Raw genomic sequence first — 22,251 nt, 5'->3', positions numbered from 1 at the left:
ACCACCCCGGTGGTCGGGGCGATCGTCTTCGACCTGGACGGCACACTGGTCGCGGGCGACGCGTTCGGAGGTTTCCTGACGCGGTCGTTGCGGCGCAACCCGTTGCGCGTCCTGGCCCTCGCCCTGACCGCCCCGCTCTGGGGTTCCGTCCGCCTGCGCCGCGGTGGTCGGGCGCGGGCGGAACTCCTGCTCATCACCTCGATCACCTTCGGCCGCAGCCCCTCCGCCCTCCAGCGCACCTTCGAGGAGTTCGCCGCGGACCACGTCCGCCGGGGACGGATCGAGGTCGCGCTCGAGCGGCTGGTGCTCCACGTGCGGGCCGGCGACGAGGTCGTCGTCGCCACGGCGTGCGCGCAACCCCTCGCCCGGGCGGTCTGCCGGGAACTCGGCCTCGGCGACGTCCTCCTGGTGGCCAGTCCGTTCCGGCACCGCCGGTGGGCCCCACCCGTGGCCGTGGCGATCCGGGGTGAGCTCAAGGTGCAGGCGCTGCGGCGGGCGGGGATCCGGTTGCCGGTGGCGCACGCCTACAGCGACGACGCCCGTGACCTGCCGCTGCTGCGCCAAGCGCAGCACGCCCACCTCGTGCGACCCCGCGCCCGCGACGAGGCCCGTGTCCGCGCCGAACTCGGCGACGTCGAGGTCCTGCGCTGACTCAGTCCCGCGGGAGGTCGCGCAGCGCGCGACGGGCCAGGTCGTCCCCCGCCGCGGCGCCGGCAGCGAGGTGGAACTCGGCGCGCTGCAGGTCACCCCGTTCGAGCAGCAGCAACGCGAGGTTGTGGTGGCAGTACGCGTCCCCGGCCGCGATCCCCGCGGTGTAGGCGGCTTCCGCAGCGTCGATGTCGCTCTCCGCGAGCAGGTTCCCCAGCGGGAGCCAGCACTCGCGCTGGCCGAGCTTCGCGCCGAGTTCCAGTTGCTGCTGGGCCTGCCCGGCCCGGCGGGTCAGCAGCAGCAGCGCGGCGAGGGCCGCGCGCGCCGCCCCGGAGACCGCGGCTCCGGCGCGCAGCCGCGGTTCGAGCTGCGGGTCCAGCGTGGCCTCCCACTCCCAGCAGGCGCGCAGCGCGAACGCCTGCGGGTCCTCCCCCGCGCGGATCAGCGCGGCGTCGGCGCCCGGGAGGTCGCCACGGTCGTGCCGCAGGTGGGCGAGCTCGACGAAACCCTCGGGCAGACCGCTCTCGCCCGCGGCCGTGAAGGCACCCGCCGCGCCGTCGAGGTCACCCAGCGACTCCAGCAGGTGGCCGAGGTGGACCCACGCGTCGGTCTCCCCCGCCGCGGCCGCCCGGCGGTACGCCTCCGCCGCCTCGAGCGGTCGGTCCAGTTCCAGGAGCGTGTTGCCGACGTTGCCCCAGACCCAGTCGCCGCCGAGTTCCACCGCCCGCTCGAAGCAGACCAGCGCGTCCTCCTGCCGTCCGGCGTCGGCGAGGTCGCAGCCGAGGTCCACGACGGCGTCGACGTCCGCGCCCGCCAGCACCACCCGCATCCGCTCGTCCACCCCTGCAGTCTGCCGACCTCCGTCCGCGGTCGAGCACCGAGCCCCGCGAGAGACTGCGGCGGTGAGACCGAACCTCCCGGACGCCACGTCGGTGGTCCTCGTCCACGGCTACCACGTCGAAGCGCTGCAGTGGGAGGAGGTCGTCTGGGGCCGACCCGCCGAGGGTCGTCTCGGCCGCGTCCCGCGGGCCGTCCTGCTCGCCCTGGAGCACCCCGACCCCGTCCTGCTCTTCGGCACCGGCGCCGCGGCCCGGGGTGGTCTGCTCGAGTCCGAGGAGACGCTGGAGTTCGCCCGGGCCCGGCACCAGGAACTCGAGGACCTGGCCCGCCGTGTCCTGCCGTCCGCCGCGGTCGCACGGGTCGAGGAACTGCTGCACGAGCGCAGCCGGTGCGAACGCAGCAGCACGACGACCCGGACCGAGGTGGCGGCCGGGTTCGAGACCGCCCTGTCGCTCGGAGCGCGACACCTCACGCTGGTGTCCTCCCCGACCCACGTCGCGCGCTGCCTCCAGACGGCGCTGAGCCTGCTCGCGACGGTCCCGCGCTACGCGCTCCTCGCCCACGGGCTCGCGGCGGTGGCCTCGGACACCACGGTGGCCGGGCGTGGACCGGGCGACGTCGTCGTCCTCGAACCTCGGACCCGCACGATCGGGGCCGTCGAGTTCTCCGACGTGGCGCGCGCGGCCCTGCCCCTGCTCGACGTCCCCGAGGCGGCGGAGGGCTACGCGGCGCAGTGGCAGGAACTCACCCGGACCTGGTTGGACCGTGCGGGCGGGCCGGACGGTCAGGCGGAGGCGACCTCGCGGTAGTGCTCGACGAGCGGGAACGGGTCGTAGAAGTGGTGGAGCAGGGATCGCCACTCCTGGTACCCGACCGAGCCGCGGAAACCCTCAGTGTGGTCCTCCAGGGTGTCCCAGCGCACCAGCAGCAGGTAGGTGTCGGGGCGCTCCACGCAGGAGGACAGGGTCAGCCCCTGGAACCCGGGCACGGCGGAGATGATCAGCTTGGCCCGGGCGAACGCCTCCTCGAACTCGGCGGACCGACCGGGGACAACGTTGAGGACGGCCTGTTCGAGGATCACCGGGCCCATCCTGGCGCACGGGGTCCCCGCCGATCGGACCGAGGAGCCGCTGCACCACGTCTGACAGGTCGGCCTGACGCGCGGACCTGACGTGTCGCTGCGGTCCCGGCGCGGCGCGTGGGTCCAGGCTGGGCCGATGGAGGACGACCTGCTGGCGAACCCCGCGAACTTCCCCGAGCTCATGCTGCTGCCCCACCTCGACGACGAGTGGACCGAAGTGCGCCTGGGGCGGCGCAGCGACGGCGCGTGGGAGGTCTACGTGACCATCCGCGTGGACGACGGGTACCGCAACGAGGCCTCGGCGCAGGCCGTCGCCGACCACTACCGGGAGAACCTCCAGGCCTTCGTGGAACACCGCCGGAAACGTCGGGGTCGCGCCTAACCGAGCAGGGCCGCGGCCGCGGTCCGGGCGCGCTCGAAGACGTCGTCGAGGACGCCGACGCCGTGGGTCACGAGCGCGCCCTCGTGGAGCAGGAACAGTTCCCGCGCGAGGTCCTCCTCGCCCACAGCGGTCCGGAACTGCTGCAGCATCCACCGCTTCTGCTCCACGATGACCGCGTAGGCCGGGTGCGAGGGGTCGTTGATCTCGGCGTGCGCGTTGATCATGGCGCAGCCCTTGGGGCCGTCGGTCGCGGACCACGCCTGGGACGCAGCGAAGACCGCGTCGACCTGTTCCGCAGGTCCGGGGCCGGCGGACTCGAGGTGCTCGGCGAGCAGCGTGCGCCACCGCCGGTCGCGGGCGGTGAGGTACTCGACGACGAGTCGTTCCTTGCTGCCGAAGCGGTCGTAGAGCGTCTTCTTGGTGACCCCTGCCCGTTCGGCGATCGCCTCGACCCCGACCGCGTGGATGCCGTGGGCGTAGAAGAGGTCCGAGGCGGCGTCGAGCACGGCGCGCGCCTTGGGGGTCCAGTCGATGGCGTTCTCCACGCGCACCACTATACCGATCGGGTTACTCTCGGGACCATGACTATACTGATCGGTATACCTCGGGGCACCGTGACCGCCGGACTCGCGGCCCTCTTCGTGGTCTGCTGGTCCTCGGGTTTCGTCGGCGCGAAGCTCGGCGCCCAGGCCTACGACGTGTCGACGGTGCTGGCCTGGCGGTTCCTGCCGCTCGCGGTGGTCCTCCTCCTCATCACCGCGCTGCGCCGGGACCGGACCCGACCGGGCCGGGCAGAACTGCTGCGGCAGAGCGTGATCGGCCTGCTGTCGCAGTCGGGGTACCTGCTCACCGTCTACTGGGCGATCGACCTGGGCGTGAGCACCGGCACGACGGCCCTCGTCGACGGGACCCAACCCCTCGTCGTCGCCGCACTCGTCGGGCCGCTGCTCGGGGTGGCCGTGCGCGGTCGCCAGCGGGTCGGTCTGCTGCTCGGACTGGTGGCCGTCGGCGCCGTCACCTGGGCCGACGCCGGCGCGCCGGGGACGCACGCGGCACCGTGGGCCTACGCCGTGCCCTTCGCCGGGATGGCGTGCCTCGTCGCGGCCACGTTCCTCGAACGTCGCAGCCCGGGCCCGCCGGCCCCGTGGCGCAACCTGACGATCCACTGCACGACGTCCGCCGTCGTGTTCACCCTGATCGCCCTGGTCCACGGAACGGCCGTCCCGCCCACCGAACCCGCGTTCTGGGTGGCCACCGCGTGGCTGGTCGCCTTCCCCACCTTCGGCGGGTACGGCCTGTACTGGCTGCTGCTGCAACGGGTCGGGATCACGACCGTGAACAGCCTGTTGTTCCTCGTCCCGCCCGTGACCACGACCTGGGGCGCGCTCTGGTTCGGCGAACCGGTCACCGCGGTGACGATCGCGGGGCTGGGTCTGGCCCTCCTCGCCACCTGGCTCGTCACCGCCGAGGGCGGAGGGACGCGCCACCGGAAGGAGGTTGCCCGGTCGGGCCGACCGTGACGATCATGAACGCCTCGAAGGAGGGGGAACCGTGCCCGCGGACGCCGTCAGCACGAACATGCGCAACTGGGACGAACGCGTCCCCGACCACCTCGTGGCCTACGGGGCCGAGGCGTTCGCCGACGACCCCGCTGCCGTGGGTGTCGAGGTGGAGACCCGGGTCCTCGCACCGCACCTGCCCGGTGGGACCGTCGCCGGCCTGGACGTGGTGCACCTGCAGTGCCACATCGGCACCGACACCATCAGCCTGGCCCGCCGCGGGGCGCGCGTCGTCGGCACCGACCTGTCCGGGGCCGCGATCGAGGCGGCGGGCAGGCTGGCGGAGCGGGCGGGCGCGCGGGCGAGGTTCGTGCAGTGCCGCAACGAGGACGCACCCGACGTCCTCGGCCGCGAGTTCGACGTGGTCCTCACCTCCGTCGGCGTGCTCACCTGGCTGGAGGACCTCGGGACCTGGGCCCGCGCCGTCGCCCGGCTCCTGCGCCCGGGCGGGGTGTTCCTCGTCCACGACGCCCACCCGGTGCTGAGCGCCCTGCAGCACGACCGCTCCGACGACCTCCTGGTGCTCGGCGAACCGTACTTCGCGGCCGGGGAACCGCGGAGGTTCGACGACGGCGTGACCTACGCCAGCGACACCCGGATGCGCAACACCGTCACGTACCAGTGGCCGCACGACCTGGGCGAGGTCCTCGGGGCCGTTCTCGCGGCCGGGCTGCGCATCGAGGCGTTCCACGAGCACCGCACCATGCCGTGGAAGGCCCTCCCCTCGATGGTCTCGACGACGCGGGGGTGGGAACTGCCCCCGGGCGCCCCCGAGTGCCCGTTGATGTTCTCGCTGGTGGCGCGCCGGTAGGTCCCGCGAACTCCGAGGCGGGGTCTCAGCTGGGGCTAGACGACCGGTCTATTGGCGGCTAGAGTCGGGTCATGCCCGCCACGGAGGTCGACACCCGCCAGCTCATCCTGGACACCGCCCAGGAGTGCATGGCCCACAAAGGTTACGCCGCAGTCGGTCTGACGGAGATCCTCACGGGCGCCGGGGTTCCGAAGGGGTCGTTCTACCACTACTTCCCGTCCAAGGACGCGTTCGGTGAGGCGCTCATGAAGAGCTACTTCACCGACTACCTGTCCACCATGGACACCCTGCTCCACGACACCTCCCTGAACGGCGCCGACCGCGTCATGGAGTACTGGCAGCGGTTCTACGACCTCCAGAGCTTCGACGACTACCAGGGCAAGTGCCTGGTCGTGAAGCTCGCCGCGGAGGTCTCCGACCTGTCCGAGACGATGCGCGTCCAGCTCGACGTCGGCACCACCGGCCTCGTCGCGCGCATCGAGAGGCTCATCGAGGGTGGCGTCGCCGACGGCACCCTGTCCGCGGACCTCGACGCCCCGGCCCTGGCTGCCACCCTCTACGACCTCTGGGTCGGGGCCAGCGTGATGGCGAAGATCCAGCGCCGCCCGGACGCCCTGGACCGGGCCATGACCAACACGCGCGCCCTGCTCCACCTCTGATCAACCCCGCCCGACCACTCGTCCCCTTTCCTGTCGGTCTGACTAGACGACCGGTCTACTAGCTCGAGGAGAACCATGAACACCGACCTGCTGCACATCGACGCCACCGGACTCGCGGCCCTGATCCGGAGCGGAGAGGTGACCTCGGTCGAGGTCGTCCAGGCGCACCTGGACCGCATCGCCGCCGTGAACCCCTCGATCAACGCCATCGTGTCCCTCAACGACGACGCCCTCGCCGAAGCGCAGGCCGCGGACGACGCCCTGGCCGCGGGCGAACCCGTCGGGCCGCTGCACGGGGTTCCGTTCACCGTGAAGGACTCCCTCGACACCGCGGGGGTCCTGACCCAGCGCGGGTCGCCGATCTTCCGCGGGCGCACCCCGGAGCAGGACGCCACGAGCGTCGCCCGCATGAAGGCCGCCGGCGGGATCCTGCTCGCCAAGACGAACCTCCCGGAGTTCTCCTACTCCACCGAGAGCGACAACCTGCTGACCGGGCGGACGAACAACCCGTGGAACCTCGAGCGCACCGCCGGGGGTTCCAGCGGCGGCGAGTCCGCCGCGATCGCAGCGGGGATGAGCCCGATCGGCCTCGGCACCGACCTCGCCATCTCGGTCCGGGGCCCGGCGGCGCAGACCGGCATCGTCGCGCTCAAGCCCACCCACGGGCGCGTCCCGATGACGGGGGTCTGGCCCCGCGCACCGCGACGCGACTGGCACGTCGGCCCCATGGCCCGCACCGTCCGTGACCTCGCCCTGGCCTACGGCGTCCTGAACGGACCCGACGGCCACGACGGCGCCTCCGTCGTACCCGCCGGCTACGACACCGGCGTCGGCGACGCTCCGACGCGGCCCCTGCGAGTGGGCTGGTACACCGACTCCGGGCTCGGTCCCGTCGACCCCGAGGTCGCGGCCACCGTCCGCGCCGCGGCGCAGGCCCTCGCGGACCAGGGGGTCGAGGTGCACGAGGTCACGATCCCGGCCCTGCTGCAGGACAACCCGCTCGCCCTGTTCAACCTCCAGCACGTCATGGAACTCAAACCGGCCATGGCCGAGGCCACCGCCGGTCACGAGGACGAGATGTTCACCATGTCGACGGGCATGCTGGCCACCCCGGACACCTCGATGTCGGACTACGTCGCGGCGGAGGAGGGCTTCGAGAGGATCCGCGACGGCTACGCCGAGTTCTTCTCGACGTTCGACGCGCTGCTGCTGCCGGTGCTGCCGATCCCGGCCCACGAGCACGGCGCGACGGAGTTCGTCATCGACGGGCAGACCGTCGACGCCACGCACGTCCAGACGTTCACCGTGCAGTTCAACATCACCGGCATGCCCGCCCTGTCGATGCGGTTCGGCACCAGTTCCGACGGCCTCCCGATCGGGGTGCAGATCGCCGCCAACCGGTACGCCGAGTCGACCGTCCTGCACGTCGCCGGGCTCCTGGAAGGCGTGAGTCCGGTCAGGGGCTCCCACCCCGACCTCTGAGCGGGACCCGGACCACCGGGTTGACGGAACCCGCGAGGAGCGGGAGGGTGTGGCGTAAGCGCATACATCCCGACCGTCACCGCCGACTCGTCTGGAGTTCCCGATGCACCGCCGATCCCTGCTCACCGCCGCCCTCGCGACCCCCCTCCTCGGTGCCGCCACCGCGCAGTCCGCCCAGGCCGGTGGGGGGTCGCGGCGGGTGCTGCGCCGCTACGCCGCCGCGACCTGGCGGTCGATGGCCGCCATGGTCGACCCGGCGACCGGCCTGGCCGCCGACGACATCGCCGACGACCTGTCGCCCGCCTCCCGCGGTGCCCAGACCTCGCCGACGAACATCGGCGCCTACCTCTGGAGCACCGTCGCCGCCCGCGACACCGGGATCATCGACCGGGGCGAGGCGTGCCGACGACTCGCGCAGACCCTCGGCACCTTGCGCCGGCTGGACCGGCACGAGCAGAGCGGGCAGTTCTACAACTGGTACTCCCCGACGACGGGCGAGGTCCTCACGACGTGGCCGGCCAGCGGTGACGTCGTGAAACCCTTCCTGTCCACGGTCGACAACGGCTGGCTCGCGATGGCCCTGCTGCTCACCGCGCGGGCAGAACCCCGCCTCGCCCGGACCGCCGACGCGCTGCGGACGCCGATGGACTTCGGGTTCTACCACGACGCCGCCGAGAACGGCCCCGGCGGGCAGTTGCGCGGGGGGTTCTGGGACGAGGACCCCCACGAGGACGCCGCCGTCGTGGGGAACTACCGCGGTGGGAAACCCGTCTGGTACACCGGCCACCACTACGGGGCCTTCAACACCGAACCCCGGATGGCCTCCTACCTCGGCATCGCCGCGGGTCAGATCCCGGCCGCGCACTACTTCGGGACCCAGCGGACGTTCTCGAACGAGAACTGCGACTACGACTGGACCGAGACGCGACCCGAGGGGTTCTGGGCCGAGCACGAGGGTCAGCGCGTCTTCGAGGGCGCGCTCCCCTACCGGGGGAAGCTCATCGTCCCGACCTGGGGCGGCTCGATGTTCGAGGCCCTCATGGTGCCGTTGTTCGTCCCCGAGGAGACGTGGGGCAGGCGCTCCTGGGGGGTGAACCACCCGCTCTACGTCCAGGGCCAGATCGAGCACGGCCTGGACGAGGCGAGGTACGGGTACTGGGGTTTCTCCCCCTCGAACGACCCGGCCGGCGGGTACCGCGAGTACGGCGTCGACCAGCTCGGCCTCGACGGCGCCGGCTACACCTCCGACGAGGAACGCACCACCGTGGACCAGGCGTTCGCGGGGTGTCGCGCGGGCGGTGCGGTCCCCACCGGGTACGGCGACGGCGTCGTCACGCCGCACGCCTCGTTCCTCGCCCTGCGCTACGCCCCGGACGCGGCGTTGCGCAACCTCGCCAACCTCGAGACGGACTTCGACTGCTGGGCCGACGGGGGTTTCCTGGACGCCGTCGCCGTCCGCAGCGGGCGGGTGTCCCGCCGCCACCTCGCCCTGGACCAGGGGATGGTGATGGCCGCGCTCGGGAACGCCCTCGCCGGTGACTCCCTGCGGAAGTACGTGAGCGACGGTGCTTTCGCCCGGACGCTGAAACCCCTCATGCGCCAGGAGGTCTTCGCGAGCCGAGCGGCCGCGTGACCTCCGGCCGCGATCCCGCTGGGGGACCCAGCGAGATCACGGGTGGGGTCAGCGGGCGTCGCGGGTGTCGCGGACGACCTGCGGGGCGGGGGCGGGCTCGGGCAGGGGCGCGGCGGCGGGCTGCTGGGCGGCGGTCTGGAGGAACGGCACGGGGGTCTGCCCGTTGGGCTCCTCGAAGACCTGCACGACCCACAGGCGACCGTCGCCGGACCGCACGGCACCGAGGCCGACGACGCTCACCTCGGGGCGGAGGATGTTCGCGCGGTGGCCCGGGGAGGCCATGAACGCACCCGCGAGCTGGTCGCTGTCGGCCCCGACGCCGACGTTCTCGGCGACGAGGGACCAGCCGTGCAGCTGCGAGGACAGTTCCGGGTTGTGGTGCAGGTTCGCCTCGCCGGCCATCCGGAACGCCCAGTCGGTCGCGACCCGGTTCGCCTCCTCGGTGAGGCCGAGGGCGGGCAGACCGGCCTGCGCACGGGCCGCGTTCACGAGTTCGTAGGAGCGCCAGGCGGAACCGCCGTCACCGGTGACCGACGTCTCCGCCTGGGCGGCACCGGCTCCCGAGACGGCACCGGCGACGGCAGCGACGAGGGCGGTCAAGCCCAGGACGCGGGAGCGGCGGGACGTGCGGGCAGTGGTGTCCACGGGGACCTCCGGGCGGTGAGGGGGCGTCGAGCGGGGGTGGCTCCCTCACTGCCTCGGCCGTGACCCCCGAGACCTGTAGCCCGATCGGGCGACCCGTCGTGACGCTCCGTCGACGCTTCAGTCCGCCGTTGAGCCGGCCGATGTCGGCGTGTGCGGGACCGCCCGCCCCTGGTCCGGGATCCCCCGGGCGCGCTGCCGCCCGGCGGTCCCGGCGCTCCAGGTGGCCCCGGCGCTCGCCGCGACGACGAGCACGATCCCCACCGCCCCGGCGGCCGTCACGCCCTGACCGAGCAGCGCCCACCCCGCCAGCGAGGCGATGACGGGTTCGAGGCTGAGCAGGACGCCGAACGTCCGCTGCGGCATCCGGCGCAGGGCGGCGAGCTCCAGCGAGTACGGCACGACGGAGGCCATGACGGCCGTCCCCAGCGCCAGCCACCAGCCGTTCGGCGCGGTCACCGCCTGCACCGCACCGGGGACACCCACCGGGGCGAGGACCAGCGTCGCGACCACCGTGGCCACGGCGAGCCCGCCGTGACCCGGCACGACCTGCCCCAGCCGCGCGCCGGTCCGGATGTAGGCCGCCCAGAACGCCCCCGCGAGCAGCGCGAACCCGACGCCGACGGGGTCCAGACCGCCGCTGTGCGACTCCCCGGCGACCCCGAGGACGCCGACCCCGGCGAGCGCGAGCGCCACCCAGACCAGGTCCCGTGCGCGGCGACTCGTCACCGCGGCGAGGGTCAGCGGGCCGAGGAACTCGATCGTCACCGCGGTCCCGAGGTCGACGCGCGTCAACGCGGTGTAGAACGACAGGTTCATCCCGGCCAGGGCGAGTCCCAGGGCGATGGACGCCTTCCACTGCACCGCGGTCCACCGGCGCACCCGCGGGCGGACGACGAGGAGCAGGACGAGCGCCGCGAGACCGAGCCGCAGGAACGTCGTCCCGGTGCTGCCGCCGAGGGCGAAGAGGTGGACCGCGAGAGCGGCGCCGATCTGCAGCGAGGTGCAGGAGCCGAGGACGAGGAGGACCGAACCCACGGCTCCACTGTCACCGACCTCCGACCGTCCTGTCCAGCGAACCTCTCCGGGCGGTACCGTTCAGTTCTCCTGATGATCGGAGTCACCGTGCTGGACGTGCACCGGTTGCGCCTGCTGCGCGAACTCGACCGCCGCGGCACGCTCGCCGCCGTCGCCGCAGCCCTGAACTACAGCCCGTCCGCGGTGTCCCAGCAGCTGTCCCTGCTCGAGGCCGAGGCGGGCGTCGTCCTGCTGGAGAAGCTCGGTCGCGGCGTGACGCTCACCGCGCCGGCCCGCGTGCTGGTCGGGCACGCCGACGCGGTCCTGGCGCAGCTGGAACGCGCCGAGGCGGACCTCGCCGCCCTGCACGACGACGTGACCGGGACCCTGCGGGTCGCGAGCTTCCAGTCGGTGCTCTTCGCCCTCGTCCCGGCCGCCCTCACCCTGCTGGCGCAGCAGCACCCCGCGCTGCGCGTGGAACTGAGTCAGCAGGAGCCCGAACCGGCGTTCTCCCGGCTGGCCGCGCACGACGTCGACCTGGTCCTCGGGGAGGAGTACCCGGGCTACCCGCAGCGGCGCGGCGGGGACACCGACGACGAGGACCTGCTGCTGGACGAACTCCGGCTGGCCCTCCCCCGCACCGGCCCCTGGTCGCGGGCGCGCCGGCTCGCCGACGTGGCCGACGCCCCGTGGGTCGTCGAACCCCGGGACACCGAGCCCGGGCTGTGGAGCCTCGCGGAGTGCCGGCGCGCGGGTTTCGAGCCGGACGCGCGGATCAGCAGCCCCGACGTCCTGCTGCACGTGCACCTCGTCGAGACGGGTCACGCGGTCGCGCTGCTGCCGGACCTCGCCTGGGCCGGGCGCCGACCGGAGCTGCGCCTCGTCGACCTGCCGGGGCACCCCGCGCGGCGGTTGTTCACCCGCGTCCGTCGGGGTGCGGCGGGACGACCTGCCGTGCAAGCCTTCCGAGCGAGCCTGCGGGAGGCCGCGGTCAGCGCCGCGGGCGGCCCGAGACCCTGACGTCGCCGCCGACGAGCGCGACGTCGTCGACGTCGAGACCGATCGCGTCGGTGATCGTGGTGATCGCCGTCCCGGCGAGGGCGTGGGACCCCGCCCCGAGGAGCGTCGGCGCGACGTAGGCCGTGACCCGGTCGACCAGCCCGGCGGCGAGGAAGGCTCCCGCCAGCGTCGGACCGCCCTCGAGCAGCACCGAGACGACCCCCTTGCCGTGCAGGTCCTCGAGGAGTTCCGCGGGGGTCGCGGCGGTGGAGACCAGGGTCGGGGCGGCCGCGTCGTGGACCTTCGCCGTCGCCGGCACCCGTCCGCGGCGGTCGAGGACGACGCGCAGCGGCTGGCGCGGCGACGACGTCCCGTCGGGTTCGCGCGCGGTGAGGTGCGGGTCGTCGGCCAGCACCGTCCCGGAACCGGCGACGATCGCGTCGACGCGGCGGCGCAGGTCGTGGACCTGCTCCCGCGATTCCACGGAGGAGATCCAGCGGCTCGTCCCGTCGACGGCCGCGGAACGCCCGTCGAGGGTCGCGGCGAACTTCCAGGTGACGTGCGGACGGCGCGAACGGGCGGCCGTGAGCCAGGCCTCGTTGACGCGTTCCGCCTCGGCGGCGAGGACCCCACCGGTCACCTCCACGCCGGCCGCGCGCAACCGCTCGGCACCGCCCCCGGCGAGAGCGCCGGGGTCCGGGACGGCGAACACGACACGGGCGATCCCCGCGTCCACCAGCGCCTGCGCGCACGGACCGGTGCGACCCGTGTGGTTGCAGGGTTCCAGCGTCACGTACACAGTTCCCCCGCGGGCGCGTTCGCCCGCCATGGCGAGCGCGTTCACCTCGGCGTGCGGACCACCCGCCCGTTCGTGCCAGCCCTCGCCGACGACGTCGCCGTGGACGTCGAGGACCACGCACCCGACGACCGGGTTCGGGCTGGTCGTCCCCAGACCCTTCGCCGCGAGTTCCACGGCCCGTCCCACGAACCGCCCGTCGAGGGGCGACATCAGCCGGCCAGGTCCAGGGTGTGCGCGGTGTGGTCGCGCTTGGCGCGCAGGTAGCTCGCGTTCGCCGCCGAGAGGTGGACACCCGTCGGGACGCGGTGTTCCACCGCGATGCCGTGAGCGGCGAGCTGGTCGGCCTTGTCGGGGTTGTTGCTGAGCAGGTTCACCCGGTCGACGCCGAGCGCGCCGAGCATCTGCGCGGCGACGGTGTAGTCGCGTTCGTCCTCGCCGCGACCGAGGGCCAGGTTCGCCTCGTAGGTGTCGAGCCCGCTGTCCTGCAACGCGTACGCGTCGAGCTTCTCGTAGAGACCGATGCCGCGACCCTCCTGGCGCAGGTAGAGCAGGAACCCGCCGGAGGTGGCGATGCGTTCCACCGCCTCGCGCAACTGCGCACCGCAGTCGCACCGCTCGGAACCGAAGACGTCGCCGGTCATGCACTCGCTGTGCGGGCGGACGAGCGGGGTTCCCTCGTGGTAGTTCCCCAGCCCGAGGGCGAGGTGTTCCTTGCCGTCGACCAGACCGGTGAAGGTGTGGACCCGGGCCGTGGTGCGGTACCCGTCCGGGAAGCGCAGCGGGACGACCACAGCGGTGCGGACGGTGGCGAGCTGGGTGTCGTTCATGGTGGTCTCCTCGCCTCAGACGACCTGGAGGGATCGCTTCGCGAAACCCATCTGGAAGTCGTCGATGGTGGTGGTGGGGACGGCGGTCGGGTCGGCCGCGACGCCCAGGGTGATGAAGAGCGGCGTGTAGTGCTCGACGGTCGGGTGCGCGTACGGCATGCCGGGCGCACGGTGGTAGTCCGCGAGGGTGTCGACGTCGCCACGCGACAGCGCTTCGGCGACCCAGCCGTCGAACTCCCGCGACCAGTTCGGAACCTGGTTGTGCAGGAACATCTCCCGCGTCGCGAACTGCAGACCGTGGGTCATGAACCCTGAACCGACGACGAGAACTCCCTGTTCCCGCAACGGTTTCAGCCGCGCCCCCAGCGCCATCAGCCGGACCGGGTCGTGGGTGGGCATGCTCAGCTGCAGGACGGGGACGTCGGCGGCGGGGTACATGACCTTCAGCGGGACCCACGCGCCGTGGTCGAGTCCGCGACCACCGGCGACGTGGAGGGGCTCGTCGTCGGGCATCAGCGCCGCGACCTGGTGGGCGAGCGCCGTCGCGTCCGGGGTCTCGTAGGTCATCTGGAAGTAGCGGGGGTGGAACCCGCCGAAGTCGTAGACGAGCGGGGTGCCGGCGGCGGGTGAGCTGAGCAGGGCCCGCTCGGACTCCCAGTGGGCGCTGACGATGAGGATCCCCGTCGGACGGGGCAGGGACAGCGCCCAGTCGGAGAGCTGGCGGATCCACAACGGGTCGTCGAACACGGGCGGAGCCCCGTGGCTGAGGTAGAAGGCGGGCATCGGCCCGTCGTCGGGGGTCCAGGACCGCTGGGCGCGGACGGCGTCGGCCGAGCGGATGAGGAAGTCGTCGAACGCACCTCCCGGCACGGCCGGGTTCATGATCGACACGTTGGACTCCCGTTCTCGGTGACTTGATGCTTCAATCGACAGTAGACCGAGGAACTTCAAGCGTCAACAAGTGGAGGGTGATGGAACCCGAATGGCTCGACGAGACCGAGCAGCAGGCCTGGCGCCGGCTCGCCGGCCTCTTCACCGTGCTGCCCGCCGCCCTCGACGCCCAGCTGCAGCGCGACGTCGGCCTGACGCACTTCGAGTACGGCGTGCTGTCCGCGCTCTCGGAGGCCCCGGACCGGACCCTGCGGATGGGGTGCCTGGCCGGGCTCGCCAACGGATCGCTCTCCCGGCTCTCCCACGTCGCCGGCCGGCTGGAGAAGAAGGGCTGGCTCAATCGCCGTCCCGACCCCGTCAACGGCCGCTACACGCTGGCCACCCTGAGCGAGTCGGGGTGGGAGAAGGTCGTCGAAGCCGCGCCCGGCCACGTCGACGCGGTGCGCCGCGCGGTCTTCGACGCCCTCACGAAAGCGCAGGTCAGCCAGCTGCACGAGATCGGTGAGCGGGTGCTGCGATCGGTGGAAGCCGCGCGCGACTCCTAGCCCGGCGGTAGGTTCGAGGGGTGGGAGTCGCCAAGGGCCGTGCACTGCGGACGATCAGCTACAACCTCCACGAGGGTCGCGCGACGATGGAGCTCTCCGAGCTCGCCGCCACGCACGACGTGGACGCGCTGTGCCTCCAGGAGTGCGACACGTTGCGACTGCCCGAGACGGTGGGGCCGTTGGTGCTCGCCGGCGCCACCCAGCGCAACCGTCTCGGCCTGGCCCTCTACTACCGACCGGACCGGCTGCAGGCCCACGGTCACGAACTGCGCCCGCTGCGCCGCTCGATGCACGACCGCTTCCTGTCCCCCGCGCACGAGCGGCTCCTCGCCGTCCGCTTCGAGGACCTGCAGGACGACGGCGCCCTGCTGACCCTCGCCTCCATCCACACCGCCCCCCTCTCGGCGACGAACTCCATGCGCCGGCACCAGATCACCGAGGCCCTCGGCGCCATCCGGGCCGCCGCCCACGGCAGCTCCGCCCTCGTCGTCGGTGACTTCAACTACCCCTGGTTCGCGAGCTCGCTCTCGCGTCGCCTGAGCGAGCAGGGCTTCCAGGTCTCCCACTCCGACCTGCCCACCTACGTGCGCAAGCGCTTCCGCGGGCACTTCGACTTCGCGATCTCCGAGGGCATGGACATCGAGAGCGTCCGGACGCTGCAGCAGGCCGGTTCCGACCACCTCCCCGTCCTGGTGGAGTCGCGGGTGAAGGCGTTCGTGCCGGCCCGGCTCCTCGACCGCGGGTAGCGCGCGGGCCCAGGGCACCTCATCGCCCACCCAGCACACCCAGCACACCCACCGGTGTCACCACGTGGAGTGAGCCGTGGGTGTGCCGATCCGGGTGCCATGACACCCGATCTGTCGCACCGACGCCTCACCTCACGCGTGGCCCGCCGCCAGGCTGGTCGATCGCCACCTCCGCGAGGCACCAAGACCCGGGGCAGCCACCAGCAACGGGGGATCGGCCGGGACCTCGTGCGGGTGGCCGAGGAGCACGCCCGCGCGGCGGGGTGCGAGTGGTTGCACGTCGACCACCTTCCCGAGCTGGCACCGTTCTACCTCGACGCCTGCGGGTTCCGCCGCACCGACGCCGGGCTCGTGCACCTGACCGGAGGGGAGTGACACCGTGACCGACAAGGGGATCGTCCGGGAGTGGCACGACGAGGAGGGGTGGGGGGTCATCGACAGTCCCGCCACACCCGGCGGGTGCTGGGTGCACTACAGCCAGGTCGGAGTTCCCTTCGGGGACGAACCCCGGGCCGGCCAGGAACTCGCCTTCACCTGGGAGGCGGGGGAGCAGGACGGTTTCGGGTACCGGGCCACGCGCGCCTGGCCGTGGGGTGGCGAACCCCGCCAGCGCCCCGGGACGACCGTCTTCGGCGACCGCAGCGGCGCGTGCTCCAGCACGCTCACGCTCACCTACGACGACTCCCGACCGAGCACGGTCGAGACGTACCCGCCGGCGCCGACCCCGGTCCTCGGCACCGTGACGGTCACCGTGTACGAGACCGTCCCGGGCCGCAACGAGGTCCGCATCGAGAGCACGGGGGCGCTGAGCGAGGACCTCGTGGACACCGCCGTCGCCGAACTCCGGCAGGTGCGGGAGCGGCTCGCCGAGTGAACCCTCGACGCGTCCGGCGGAGCCTCAGCCGTTCAGGTGCTCCAGCAGCCGGTCCACGAAGACGACCTGCCCCTTCACCAGCTTGAGCCGCGCCACCTCCGGGGCGAACCAGCCGGCCCGGTCGATCTCGGGGAACTCAGCGGTCCTCCCGGAGCGCGGCGGCCACTCCATGGTGAACGTCCCGGGCCGGATCGCGTCGGCGTCGAACTCCCCCGGCCCCGCCCAGATCGACACGACCTTGCCGCCCGACTGACGCACGTCGCCCAGCGGGACCAGGTCGGTCGGGGGCAGGGGCCGGCCCAGTTCCTCGGCGAACTCCCGGTGCGCGGCGTCGAGCAGTTCCTCGTCGGGGTTCGGCTCGCCCTTCGGGATCGACCACCCGTGCTCGTCCTTGGACGCCCACAGCGGTCCGCCCATGTGCCCGAGCAGGAGTTCGACCCCACCGCCCGCGTCGTACCGGTACAGCAGGATCCCCGCACTCCTCGTGGCCGCCACCCGAGCAGTCTGGCGCCGGACCCGGGGAGTCGCGCGACGAGCCCCCGCGCGGCGGAGGTCTCAGTCCTCCGGGATGACGCGTTCGAAACGTTCGGCCCGCACGACGTCGGGGTCCGGTCCGCTGCGCACCCCGGTGTCCAGGGCGTCGATCCGCCCCAGCTCCTCGGGCGAGAGGGCGAAGTCGAAGACCTCGAAGTTCTCCCGGATCCGCTGCGGGTTCGTCGACTTCGGGATGGCCGAGCGGCCCTGCTGCAGGTGCCAGCGCAGCATGACCTGGGCGGGCGACCTCCCGTGGTCGGCGGCGATCGCCGCGATCGTCAGGTCGGCGAGGACGCTGCGCCGTTCCTCGCCCCAGCCGGGGTAGAACGTGATGCCCCCGATGGGTGACCAGGCCTGGGTCAGGATGCCGTGCGCGCGGTCGGCGGCCTGCAGCTCCGGCTGCACGAAGTAGGGGTGCAGTTCGACCTGGTTCACGGCCGGCACCACGGTGGTGCGTTCGAGCAGCGCGTCGAGGTGGGCCGGGGTGAAGTTGCTGACCCCGATGGAACGCACCCGGCCGTCGGCGAGGAGTTCCTCGAGGGCGAGGTAGGCGGCGACCGTCCGGTCGAAGCGTTCGGGGATCGGCTGGTGCAGGATCAACAGATCGAGCTGGTCGACGCCGAGCTTGCGGACCGCCTTCTCGAAGGCGTGCAGCGTCTCGTCGTGCCCGTAGTCGGTGACCCAGACCTTGGTCTCGAGGAACACCGCGTCACGGGCGAGCCCGGAACGACGGAAACCCTCCCCCACCTGGTGTTCGTTGAGGTAGGCGGCGGCCGTGTCGATGTGGCGGTAGCCGACCTCCAGGGCCGTCGCGACGGCGTCCGCGGTGTCCTCGGCGGAACTCTGGAAGACACCGAGGCCCAGGGCCGGCATGCGGACCCCGTTGTTGAGGAGGAGTTCTGCGTCCATGCTCCGACGCTACGCGGGTGGCGTCGCGGGAGACAGGCCCCAGCGTTACCCCTCGACGATCCCGGTCCTGGTGACGGGTTCCCGGCTCGCCGCCCAGCTGACGAGGAGTTTCAGCCCGTCGGCGGTCGGGGTGTCGGCGGCGGCGGTGTAGATGTTCACCCGCAGCCCCGGTTCGGAGGGGAGTTCCACGCTCTCGAAGTCGAGGTCGAGCACCCCGACGGCGGGGTGGTTCAGCCGCTTCTTCCCGCTGCGGTGGAACTTCACGTCGTGGGCGGCCCAGTGCTGACGGAACAGCTCGCTGCGGGTGGAGAGTTCCCCCACGAGGGCGATGAGGTCGGTGTCGTGCGGGTTCGCCCCGGCCTCCAGGCGCAGCATCGCCGCGGCGTCACGGGCGATCCGGTCGTAGTCCACGAAGAAGTCCCGGGCCGCGGGGTCGAGGTAGACGAAACGGGTGGTGTTCGCCGGCCGCTTCCCCGCCGCCCCGGCCTCGGGCGAGGCCAGCACCGGCGAGTACAACGCCCGGGCCGTGAAGTTCATCGCGAGGATGTCGTGCCGGCCGTTGCGCACCCAGGCGGGGGCCGCGGTGATGGCGTCCAGCACCTGCTGCACGGCGGGGCGGACGGTGATCGGGCCGGGCCGGCGGCGACGGGCCTTCGCGGTGATCTGCCCGGCGTGCGCGAGGGCGACGAGGTGTTCGCGTTCGGCCTCGTCGAGCTGCAACGCGTTGGCGAGGGCGTCGAGGACGCCGTCGGAGGCACCCGCGAGGTCACCGCGTTCCATCCGCACGTAGTAGTCGACGGACACCCCGGCGAGCATCGCCACCTCCTCGCGACGCAGTCCCGCGACCCGGCGGTTGCCGCCGTAGGCGGGCAGACCCGCCCGTTCCGGCGTGATCCGGGCCCGGCGGCTGCTGAGGAACTCCCGCACCTGCGCGCGGTGGGCGAGCCGGGGGTCGGTCGACGGGTCGGAGCTGGCCATGTCCCCACGGTAGGCACGCGCGGGCGGTCGTGGAAGGCCCTGGCAGTACCCGCCGCCCCTCAGGCCCGTGGCGAGGTCACCACGGGCGGAAGGCGTGCCCCGGGTGCCCGGTCGGCAGCCGGTCGCTGTCGTGACCCAGCACCCGGCGGCGCATCGATCCCGAGCGGGGCTCCTCAGGCAGCAGGCCGCGCTGACGCAGCAGCGGCACGACGTGCTCGATGAACGCGCGGTACGCCCCCGGCCCGCCGTGGGTGTGCTCGACGAGGAAACCGTCGAGGTCCGTTTCGTCGACGATCTCCTGCAGCCGGTCTGCGCACGACTCCGGGGTTCCGGTGATGCGCAGACCGGGGATCGTGGTGGTGAGCTGGTCGAGGATCTCCGCGACCGTCGGGCTCGCGTCGCCCCGCTGGAACACCCCGAGCATCGACTGCCCGACCTCGGTCTGGACCTCCTGCAGCGTCGCGTCGAGGGGGAAGGCCATGAGGTCGACCCCGCTCCACCCGAGGAAGAGGGCGGCGGCCGACGCGCGGGAGACGGACGCGTCGATGCTCGCCCGCAGCCGAGCGGCCTCCTGCTCGGTGGCGCCGACGACGACGGAGGCCGACACGAGCACCTTGAGGTCGTCGCTGTCCCGGCCGTTCGCGCGGGCCTTGGCGCGCAGGTCGGCGACGTTCTTCGCGGCGCTGGGCAGGTCGCGGTCCTGGATGAACACGCACTCGGCGAAGCGGCCCGCGAACGCACGCCCCGCCGGCGACGTGCCGGCCTGCAGCAGGAACGGGGTGCGCTGCGGCGAGGGGATCGCGGTGAAGTACCCGTCGAGGTCGAAGTACTCGCCGTGGTGGGTGACGCGGTGCACCTTCGACGGGTCGGCGTAGGTGCGGGTGGCCTTGTCGTACACGACGGCGTCGTCCTCCCAGCCGCCCTCCCAGAGCTTCAGGGAGAGTTCCAGGAACTCCGTCGCCCTGCGGTACCGCTCGTCGTGCGGGGTGACGCCCTGGTGGCCGAGCAACCGCGTCAACGCCGTCTGGTTGTCGGAGGTGACGATGTTCCAGGCGATGCGCCCGTTCGTCAGGTGGTCCAGGGTGGTGAACGCGCGCGCGTTGAGGTTGGGGTGGTGGGCCGTCGTCGAGGTCGTGACGACGAAACCCAGCCGCTCGGTGCTCGCCGCGAGCCCGCTGACGAGGAGCATCGGGTCGTGCACGGGGATCTGCACCGCCTCGCGGACGACGGCCTCGGGCACGCTGCCGTCCTCACGCATCGGGTACCCGATGGCCTCGGCGAGGAACAGGAAGTCGAACCCACCTTCGTCGAGTTCCCGCGCCATCGCCTGCCAGTACGGCAGGGTCGCGAAACCCGACGTGTCGCTGAGCTCGTGGCTCCACGCGTTGCTGATGAAGTTGGGGGTGAACTCCTCGAAGGCCCCGAGGACGATCTGCTTGGTCACGTCGCTTACGATAACCACTGGTTATTACGAACGTGTTGCGGACGGAGGATCTCGTGGAGGGACCACAGGGTCAGGTGGGTGCGGCCGTGCGCGCGCACCGCACCGCCAAGGGGTGGTCGATGCGTGAACTCGCCCGTCGTGCGGGGGTGTCGCAGCCCTTCATCACCAAGCTCGAACGCGGGGACCAGCTGCCGAGCATCCCCACGTTGTACGACCTGGCCGCGGCCTTCGAGATCCCCCCGTCGGCGTTGCTGCCGACGATCCCCGACACCGCCCCGTCGGCGGGCCTGGAGATGCCGGGCGACCCGGGCACCACCACGATCCGGCTGCTCGCCGGTGGCCCCGGTCGCTCGCTGCACGTCTACGAACTCCGCGTCCCGCCCGGCGGTGGCGACGAGGAGTTCTTCACCCACCCGGGAGAGGAGGTCGCCGTCGTGCTCGAGGGCGCGGTGCACTGCCTGCGCCGGGGCCAGCGCGCGGTCCGCGTTCCCGTCGGCGACTCGCTGACCATCGACCCGAGCCGTGCGCACCGCTGGCGCAACGAGGACTCGACCCCGGCGAGGGTCCTGCTGGTCTGCGACGACCTCAGCCACCAGCCGGGGTGACCGGACGCAGCCGGCCGTCGAGCCAGCGGAAGACCGCCAGCAGGACCAGGGCCAGCACCACGACGAAACCGGTGTTGCGCAGGGCGATCGGGTACCCGACGGCGTCGACGTCCAGGAACGGGTACGGGTACCAGCCGACGACCGCCCCGCGCACCAGCGTGTAGACGACCCAGGCGATGGGCCAGGCCACCGCCCACGCGGCCGTGCGGCCGTCGACGCGCGGTCGCGGCCCGAACACCGCCCAGCCGAGGAACGCCATGACGGGCGAGACGTAGTGGAACCCGGCGTTGATCCACCAGTCGATGCCCGTGTGGTGCAGCAACGGGGCGAGGACCGCACCGAACACCAGCCCGGTGACCGTGATCCCGAGCAGACCCGTCAACCGCAGGACGCGCCAGAACCGGCCGTCGCGCGCCGGGTCCAGGACCAGCGAGACCGCCGCGACCAGGACCAGCAGGTTGCTCTGGACCGTGAAGTAGCTGACGAAGCGGACCAGGCTGGTCGCCGCGGAAGCGGTGGCCTGCCCGGAGTTCGCGTCCCGGCCGCCACCGATCAGGAGGACGACCTGCGCGACCAGCGCCGCGAGCACGACGAGGGCGAGCACCGCGTGCCAGACGCGCGAGGGGGTGGCGGGTGATCTCACGCGTCCATCCTGCCCGCCCGGGCATCGAGGTGGAACGATCAGCGGGTCCCCGAGGACGAGGAGCCGGATCGCCGTGCCACTGCCCGACCCCGTGACGACCGCACTCGCCGCGCTCGTCCCGCACGACGCCCTCGCGGCGGCTCTCCGGCCACGTAGCCGCGCCCCGGGGAGCCTCAGCTGGCGCCACGAGCTCCTCGACGGCGACGTGGCGGCGCACCTGCTCGGCCGTCCGCTCCCCGTGCTGCCGACGCTGCGCGGACAGGGTTTCGAGGAGTTCACCTCCGTGCACCGCGGAGCCCCGGACGAACCGCTCCGGAGCCAGCTGGAGGAGGGATCCCTCTCGCTCCACCTGCGGATCGCGTACCTGGAGGCGGGGCGGTCGTGGGTGGACGCGGCGGTCTGGCCCCTCGTCGTGCACGGCGGATCGCTGCTGGAGGTCCGGGCCCGGGACCGCACGCGTGATCGACCCTGGCCGCAGCGGGTCACGGGACTCCACGACGCCGGGACCGGCGACTACGCGGCGGTCGTGGTGGACGGGACGGAGGTCGGCGTCCAGGCCGACCTGTCCGGGGTGGTGATGCTGACGTGGGTGGACCGTCGGGGCCCGGAACCGGTGGACCTGAGCCTGCTGACCCGGCGGGGTCCTCGGGCCGCGGTGGAGCTCCTCGTGGGTGACGGACTGCTCGGGCCCGCTTGACCACGG

General features: G+C 72.7%; 28 protein-coding genes. 15 read left to right on the top strand and 13 right to left on the bottom strand.

Annotation, left to right across the window (positions count from 1 at the left end; translation table 11 throughout):
• The first annotated feature begins 9 nt into the window (after window positions 1–9).
• Window positions 10–651: a haloacid dehalogenase-like hydrolase gene (locus ACFQ46_RS03450; protein WP_380257228.1), complete on the top strand. Its 642-nt coding sequence runs from the start codon at window positions 10–12 to the stop codon at window positions 649–651.
• Window position 652: 1 nt separating this feature from the next.
• On the opposite strand, the gene ACFQ46_RS03445 is transcribed toward ACFQ46_RS03450, so the two are convergent.
• Complete coding sequence (locus ACFQ46_RS03445) at window positions 653–1,489, bottom strand: UDP-N-acetylglucosamine-peptide N-acetylglucosaminyltransferase (RefSeq protein ID WP_380257226.1); 837 nt, start codon at window positions 1,487–1,489, stop codon at window positions 653–655.
• Between the two features lie 61 nt (window positions 1,490–1,550).
• Here ACFQ46_RS03445 and ACFQ46_RS03440 point away from each other — a divergent pair, with 61 nt between their 5' ends.
• A complete protein-coding gene (locus tag ACFQ46_RS03440; protein ID WP_380257224.1) occupies window positions 1,551–2,297 on the top strand; it encodes a hypothetical protein in 747 nt (248 codons plus the stop codon).
• On the opposite strand, the gene ACFQ46_RS03435 is transcribed toward ACFQ46_RS03440, so the two are convergent.
• Window positions 2,273–2,578 carry an antibiotic biosynthesis monooxygenase family protein gene (locus tag ACFQ46_RS03435; protein ID WP_380257222.1) on the bottom strand — a complete coding sequence of 102 codons (306 nt, stop codon included), beginning with the start codon at window positions 2,576–2,578 and terminating at the stop codon, window positions 2,273–2,275. The genes ACFQ46_RS03440 and ACFQ46_RS03435 overlap by 25 nt on opposite strands.
• 127 nt (window positions 2,579–2,705) lie before the next feature.
• Here ACFQ46_RS03435 and ACFQ46_RS03430 point away from each other — a divergent pair, with 127 nt between their 5' ends.
• Complete coding sequence (locus ACFQ46_RS03430) at window positions 2,706–2,951, top strand: hypothetical protein (protein WP_328293951.1); 246 nt, start codon at window positions 2,706–2,708, stop codon at window positions 2,949–2,951.
• On the opposite strand, the gene ACFQ46_RS03425 is transcribed toward ACFQ46_RS03430, so the two are convergent.
• Window positions 2,948–3,496, bottom strand: coding sequence for a TetR/AcrR family transcriptional regulator (locus ACFQ46_RS03425; protein WP_380257220.1), 549 nt, complete (start codon window positions 3,494–3,496; stop codon window positions 2,948–2,950). The genes ACFQ46_RS03430 and ACFQ46_RS03425 overlap by 4 nt on opposite strands.
• A 36-nt stretch (window positions 3,497–3,532) precedes the next feature.
• Here ACFQ46_RS03425 and ACFQ46_RS03420 point away from each other — a divergent pair, with 36 nt between their 5' ends.
• The 5 genes from ACFQ46_RS03420 to ACFQ46_RS03400 all read left to right on the top strand — a co-directional run bounded on the left by ACFQ46_RS03420 (window position 3,533) and on the right by ACFQ46_RS03400 (window position 9,095).
• On the top strand, window positions 3,533–4,471 hold the full coding sequence (locus ACFQ46_RS03420; protein ID WP_380257218.1) for a DMT family transporter: 939 nt from the start codon (window positions 3,533–3,535) through the stop codon (window positions 4,469–4,471).
• Window positions 4,472–4,502: 31 nt separating this feature from the next.
• Entirely contained in the window at window positions 4,503–5,321 is an 819-nt protein-coding gene (locus ACFQ46_RS03415) for a class I SAM-dependent methyltransferase (RefSeq protein WP_380257216.1), read from the top strand.
• 71 nt (window positions 5,322–5,392) lie between these two features.
• The gene (locus ACFQ46_RS03410; protein ID WP_380257214.1) at window positions 5,393–5,980 is read left to right on the top strand and encodes a TetR/AcrR family transcriptional regulator; all 588 of its coding nucleotides are present in this window, start codon (window positions 5,393–5,395) and stop codon (window positions 5,978–5,980) included.
• Window positions 5,981–6,055: 75 nt separating this feature from the next.
• Window positions 6,056–7,462 (top strand): amidase, encoded by a 1,407-nt coding sequence (locus ACFQ46_RS03405; protein WP_380257212.1) that lies wholly within the window; start codon window positions 6,056–6,058, stop codon window positions 7,460–7,462.
• Between the two features lie 103 nt (window positions 7,463–7,565).
• Entirely contained in the window at window positions 7,566–9,095 is a 1,530-nt protein-coding gene (locus ACFQ46_RS03400) for a glucoamylase family protein (protein ID WP_380257210.1), read from the top strand.
• 48 nt (window positions 9,096–9,143) lie between these two features.
• On the opposite strand, the gene ACFQ46_RS03395 is transcribed toward ACFQ46_RS03400, so the two are convergent.
• Window positions 9,144–9,740, bottom strand: a complete 597-nt coding sequence (locus tag ACFQ46_RS03395; protein ID WP_380257208.1) for a CAP domain-containing protein — start codon at window positions 9,738–9,740, stop codon at window positions 9,144–9,146.
• A 117-nt stretch (window positions 9,741–9,857) separates the two neighbouring features.
• Window positions 9,858–10,775: a DMT family transporter gene (locus ACFQ46_RS03390; RefSeq protein ID WP_380257206.1), complete on the bottom strand. Its 918-nt coding sequence runs from the start codon at window positions 10,773–10,775 to the stop codon at window positions 9,858–9,860.
• Between the two features lie 72 nt (window positions 10,776–10,847).
• Here ACFQ46_RS03390 and ACFQ46_RS03385 point away from each other — a divergent pair, with 72 nt between their 5' ends.
• Window positions 10,848–11,774 carry a LysR substrate-binding domain-containing protein gene (locus ACFQ46_RS03385; protein WP_380257204.1) on the top strand — a complete coding sequence of 309 codons (927 nt, stop codon included), beginning with the start codon at window positions 10,848–10,850 and terminating at the stop codon, window positions 11,772–11,774.
• Here the strand turns inward: ACFQ46_RS03385 and ribD are convergent.
• The 3 genes from ribD to ACFQ46_RS03370 are packed head-to-tail and all read right to left on the bottom strand — an operon-like array spanning window position 11,746 to window position 14,261.
• Window positions 11,746–12,762 carry a bifunctional diaminohydroxyphosphoribosylaminopyrimidine deaminase/5-amino-6-(5-phosphoribosylamino)uracil reductase RibD gene (ribD, locus tag ACFQ46_RS03380; protein ID WP_380257202.1) on the bottom strand — a complete coding sequence of 339 codons (1,017 nt, stop codon included), beginning with the start codon at window positions 12,760–12,762 and terminating at the stop codon, window positions 11,746–11,748. The genes ACFQ46_RS03385 and ribD overlap by 29 nt on opposite strands.
• Entirely contained in the window at window positions 12,762–13,379 is a 618-nt protein-coding gene (gene ribA, locus ACFQ46_RS03375) for a GTP cyclohydrolase II (protein ID WP_380257200.1), read from the bottom strand. Before ribA ends, ribD begins: the two co-directional genes overlap by 1 nt.
• Window positions 13,380–13,394: 15 nt before the next feature.
• Window positions 13,395–14,261 (bottom strand): dioxygenase, encoded by an 867-nt coding sequence (locus ACFQ46_RS03370; RefSeq protein WP_380257198.1) that lies wholly within the window; start codon window positions 14,259–14,261, stop codon window positions 13,395–13,397.
• An 89-nt stretch (window positions 14,262–14,350) separates the two neighbouring features.
• On the opposite strand from ACFQ46_RS03370, the gene ACFQ46_RS03365 reads away from it, so the two are divergent.
• From ACFQ46_RS03365 to ACFQ46_RS03350, 4 genes are all read left to right on the top strand, one after another.
• Window positions 14,351–14,815, top strand: coding sequence for a MarR family winged helix-turn-helix transcriptional regulator (locus ACFQ46_RS03365; protein ID WP_380258391.1), 465 nt, complete (start codon window positions 14,351–14,353; stop codon window positions 14,813–14,815).
• 20 nt (window positions 14,816–14,835) lie between these two features.
• Window positions 14,836–15,561: an endonuclease/exonuclease/phosphatase family protein gene (locus ACFQ46_RS03360; protein WP_380257196.1), complete on the top strand. Its 726-nt coding sequence runs from the start codon at window positions 14,836–14,838 to the stop codon at window positions 15,559–15,561.
• 99 nt (window positions 15,562–15,660) lie between these two features.
• Window positions 15,661–15,936: a GNAT family N-acetyltransferase gene (locus ACFQ46_RS03355; RefSeq protein WP_380257194.1), complete on the top strand. Its 276-nt coding sequence runs from the start codon at window positions 15,661–15,663 to the stop codon at window positions 15,934–15,936.
• A gap of 4 nt (window positions 15,937–15,940) precedes the next feature.
• Complete coding sequence (locus ACFQ46_RS03350; RefSeq protein ID WP_380257192.1) at window positions 15,941–16,435, top strand: hypothetical protein; 495 nt, start codon at window positions 15,941–15,943, stop codon at window positions 16,433–16,435.
• A gap of 24 nt (window positions 16,436–16,459) precedes the next feature.
• On the opposite strand, the gene ACFQ46_RS03345 is transcribed toward ACFQ46_RS03350, so the two are convergent.
• The 4 genes from ACFQ46_RS03345 to ACFQ46_RS03330 all read right to left on the bottom strand — a co-directional run bounded on the left by ACFQ46_RS03345 (window position 16,460) and on the right by ACFQ46_RS03330 (window position 20,300).
• Entirely contained in the window at window positions 16,460–16,930 is a 471-nt protein-coding gene (locus ACFQ46_RS03345) for an NUDIX domain-containing protein (RefSeq protein WP_380257190.1), read from the bottom strand.
• Between the two features lie 60 nt (window positions 16,931–16,990).
• Complete coding sequence (locus ACFQ46_RS03340) at window positions 16,991–17,878, bottom strand: aldo/keto reductase (RefSeq protein WP_380257188.1); 888 nt, start codon at window positions 17,876–17,878, stop codon at window positions 16,991–16,993.
• Window positions 17,879–17,923: 45 nt separating this feature from the next.
• Window positions 17,924–18,856, bottom strand: coding sequence for a helix-turn-helix transcriptional regulator (locus ACFQ46_RS03335; protein WP_380257186.1), 933 nt, complete (start codon window positions 18,854–18,856; stop codon window positions 17,924–17,926).
• Between the two features lie 76 nt (window positions 18,857–18,932).
• Window positions 18,933–20,300 carry an NtaA/DmoA family FMN-dependent monooxygenase gene (locus tag ACFQ46_RS03330; protein ID WP_380257184.1) on the bottom strand — a complete coding sequence of 456 codons (1,368 nt, stop codon included), beginning with the start codon at window positions 20,298–20,300 and terminating at the stop codon, window positions 18,933–18,935.
• 53 nt (window positions 20,301–20,353) lie between these two features.
• On the opposite strand from ACFQ46_RS03330, the gene ACFQ46_RS03325 reads away from it, so the two are divergent.
• On the top strand, window positions 20,354–20,905 hold the full coding sequence (locus tag ACFQ46_RS03325; protein ID WP_380257182.1) for a helix-turn-helix domain-containing protein: 552 nt from the start codon (window positions 20,354–20,356) through the stop codon (window positions 20,903–20,905).
• On the opposite strand, the gene ACFQ46_RS03320 is transcribed toward ACFQ46_RS03325, so the two are convergent.
• Window positions 20,886–21,548 carry a Pr6Pr family membrane protein gene (locus tag ACFQ46_RS03320; RefSeq protein ID WP_380257180.1) on the bottom strand — a complete coding sequence of 221 codons (663 nt, stop codon included), beginning with the start codon at window positions 21,546–21,548 and terminating at the stop codon, window positions 20,886–20,888. The two genes, ACFQ46_RS03325 and ACFQ46_RS03320, sit on opposite strands and share 20 nt — an antisense overlap.
• 73 nt (window positions 21,549–21,621) lie before the next feature.
• Between ACFQ46_RS03320 and ACFQ46_RS03315 the strand changes: the two genes are divergently transcribed.
• Window positions 21,622–22,245: a hypothetical protein gene (locus ACFQ46_RS03315; protein ID WP_380257178.1), complete on the top strand. Its 624-nt coding sequence runs from the start codon at window positions 21,622–21,624 to the stop codon at window positions 22,243–22,245.
• Window positions 22,246–22,251 lie beyond the last annotated feature (6 nt).

The sequence above is a fragment of the Kineococcus sp. GCM10028916 genome (assembly GCF_042674865.1).
Lineage (GTDB): Bacteria > Actinomycetota > Actinomycetes > Actinomycetales > Kineococcaceae > Kineococcus.
Note: the sequence above shows the minus strand (reverse complement) of the source record. Positions and strands in the feature narration are given on the sequence as shown.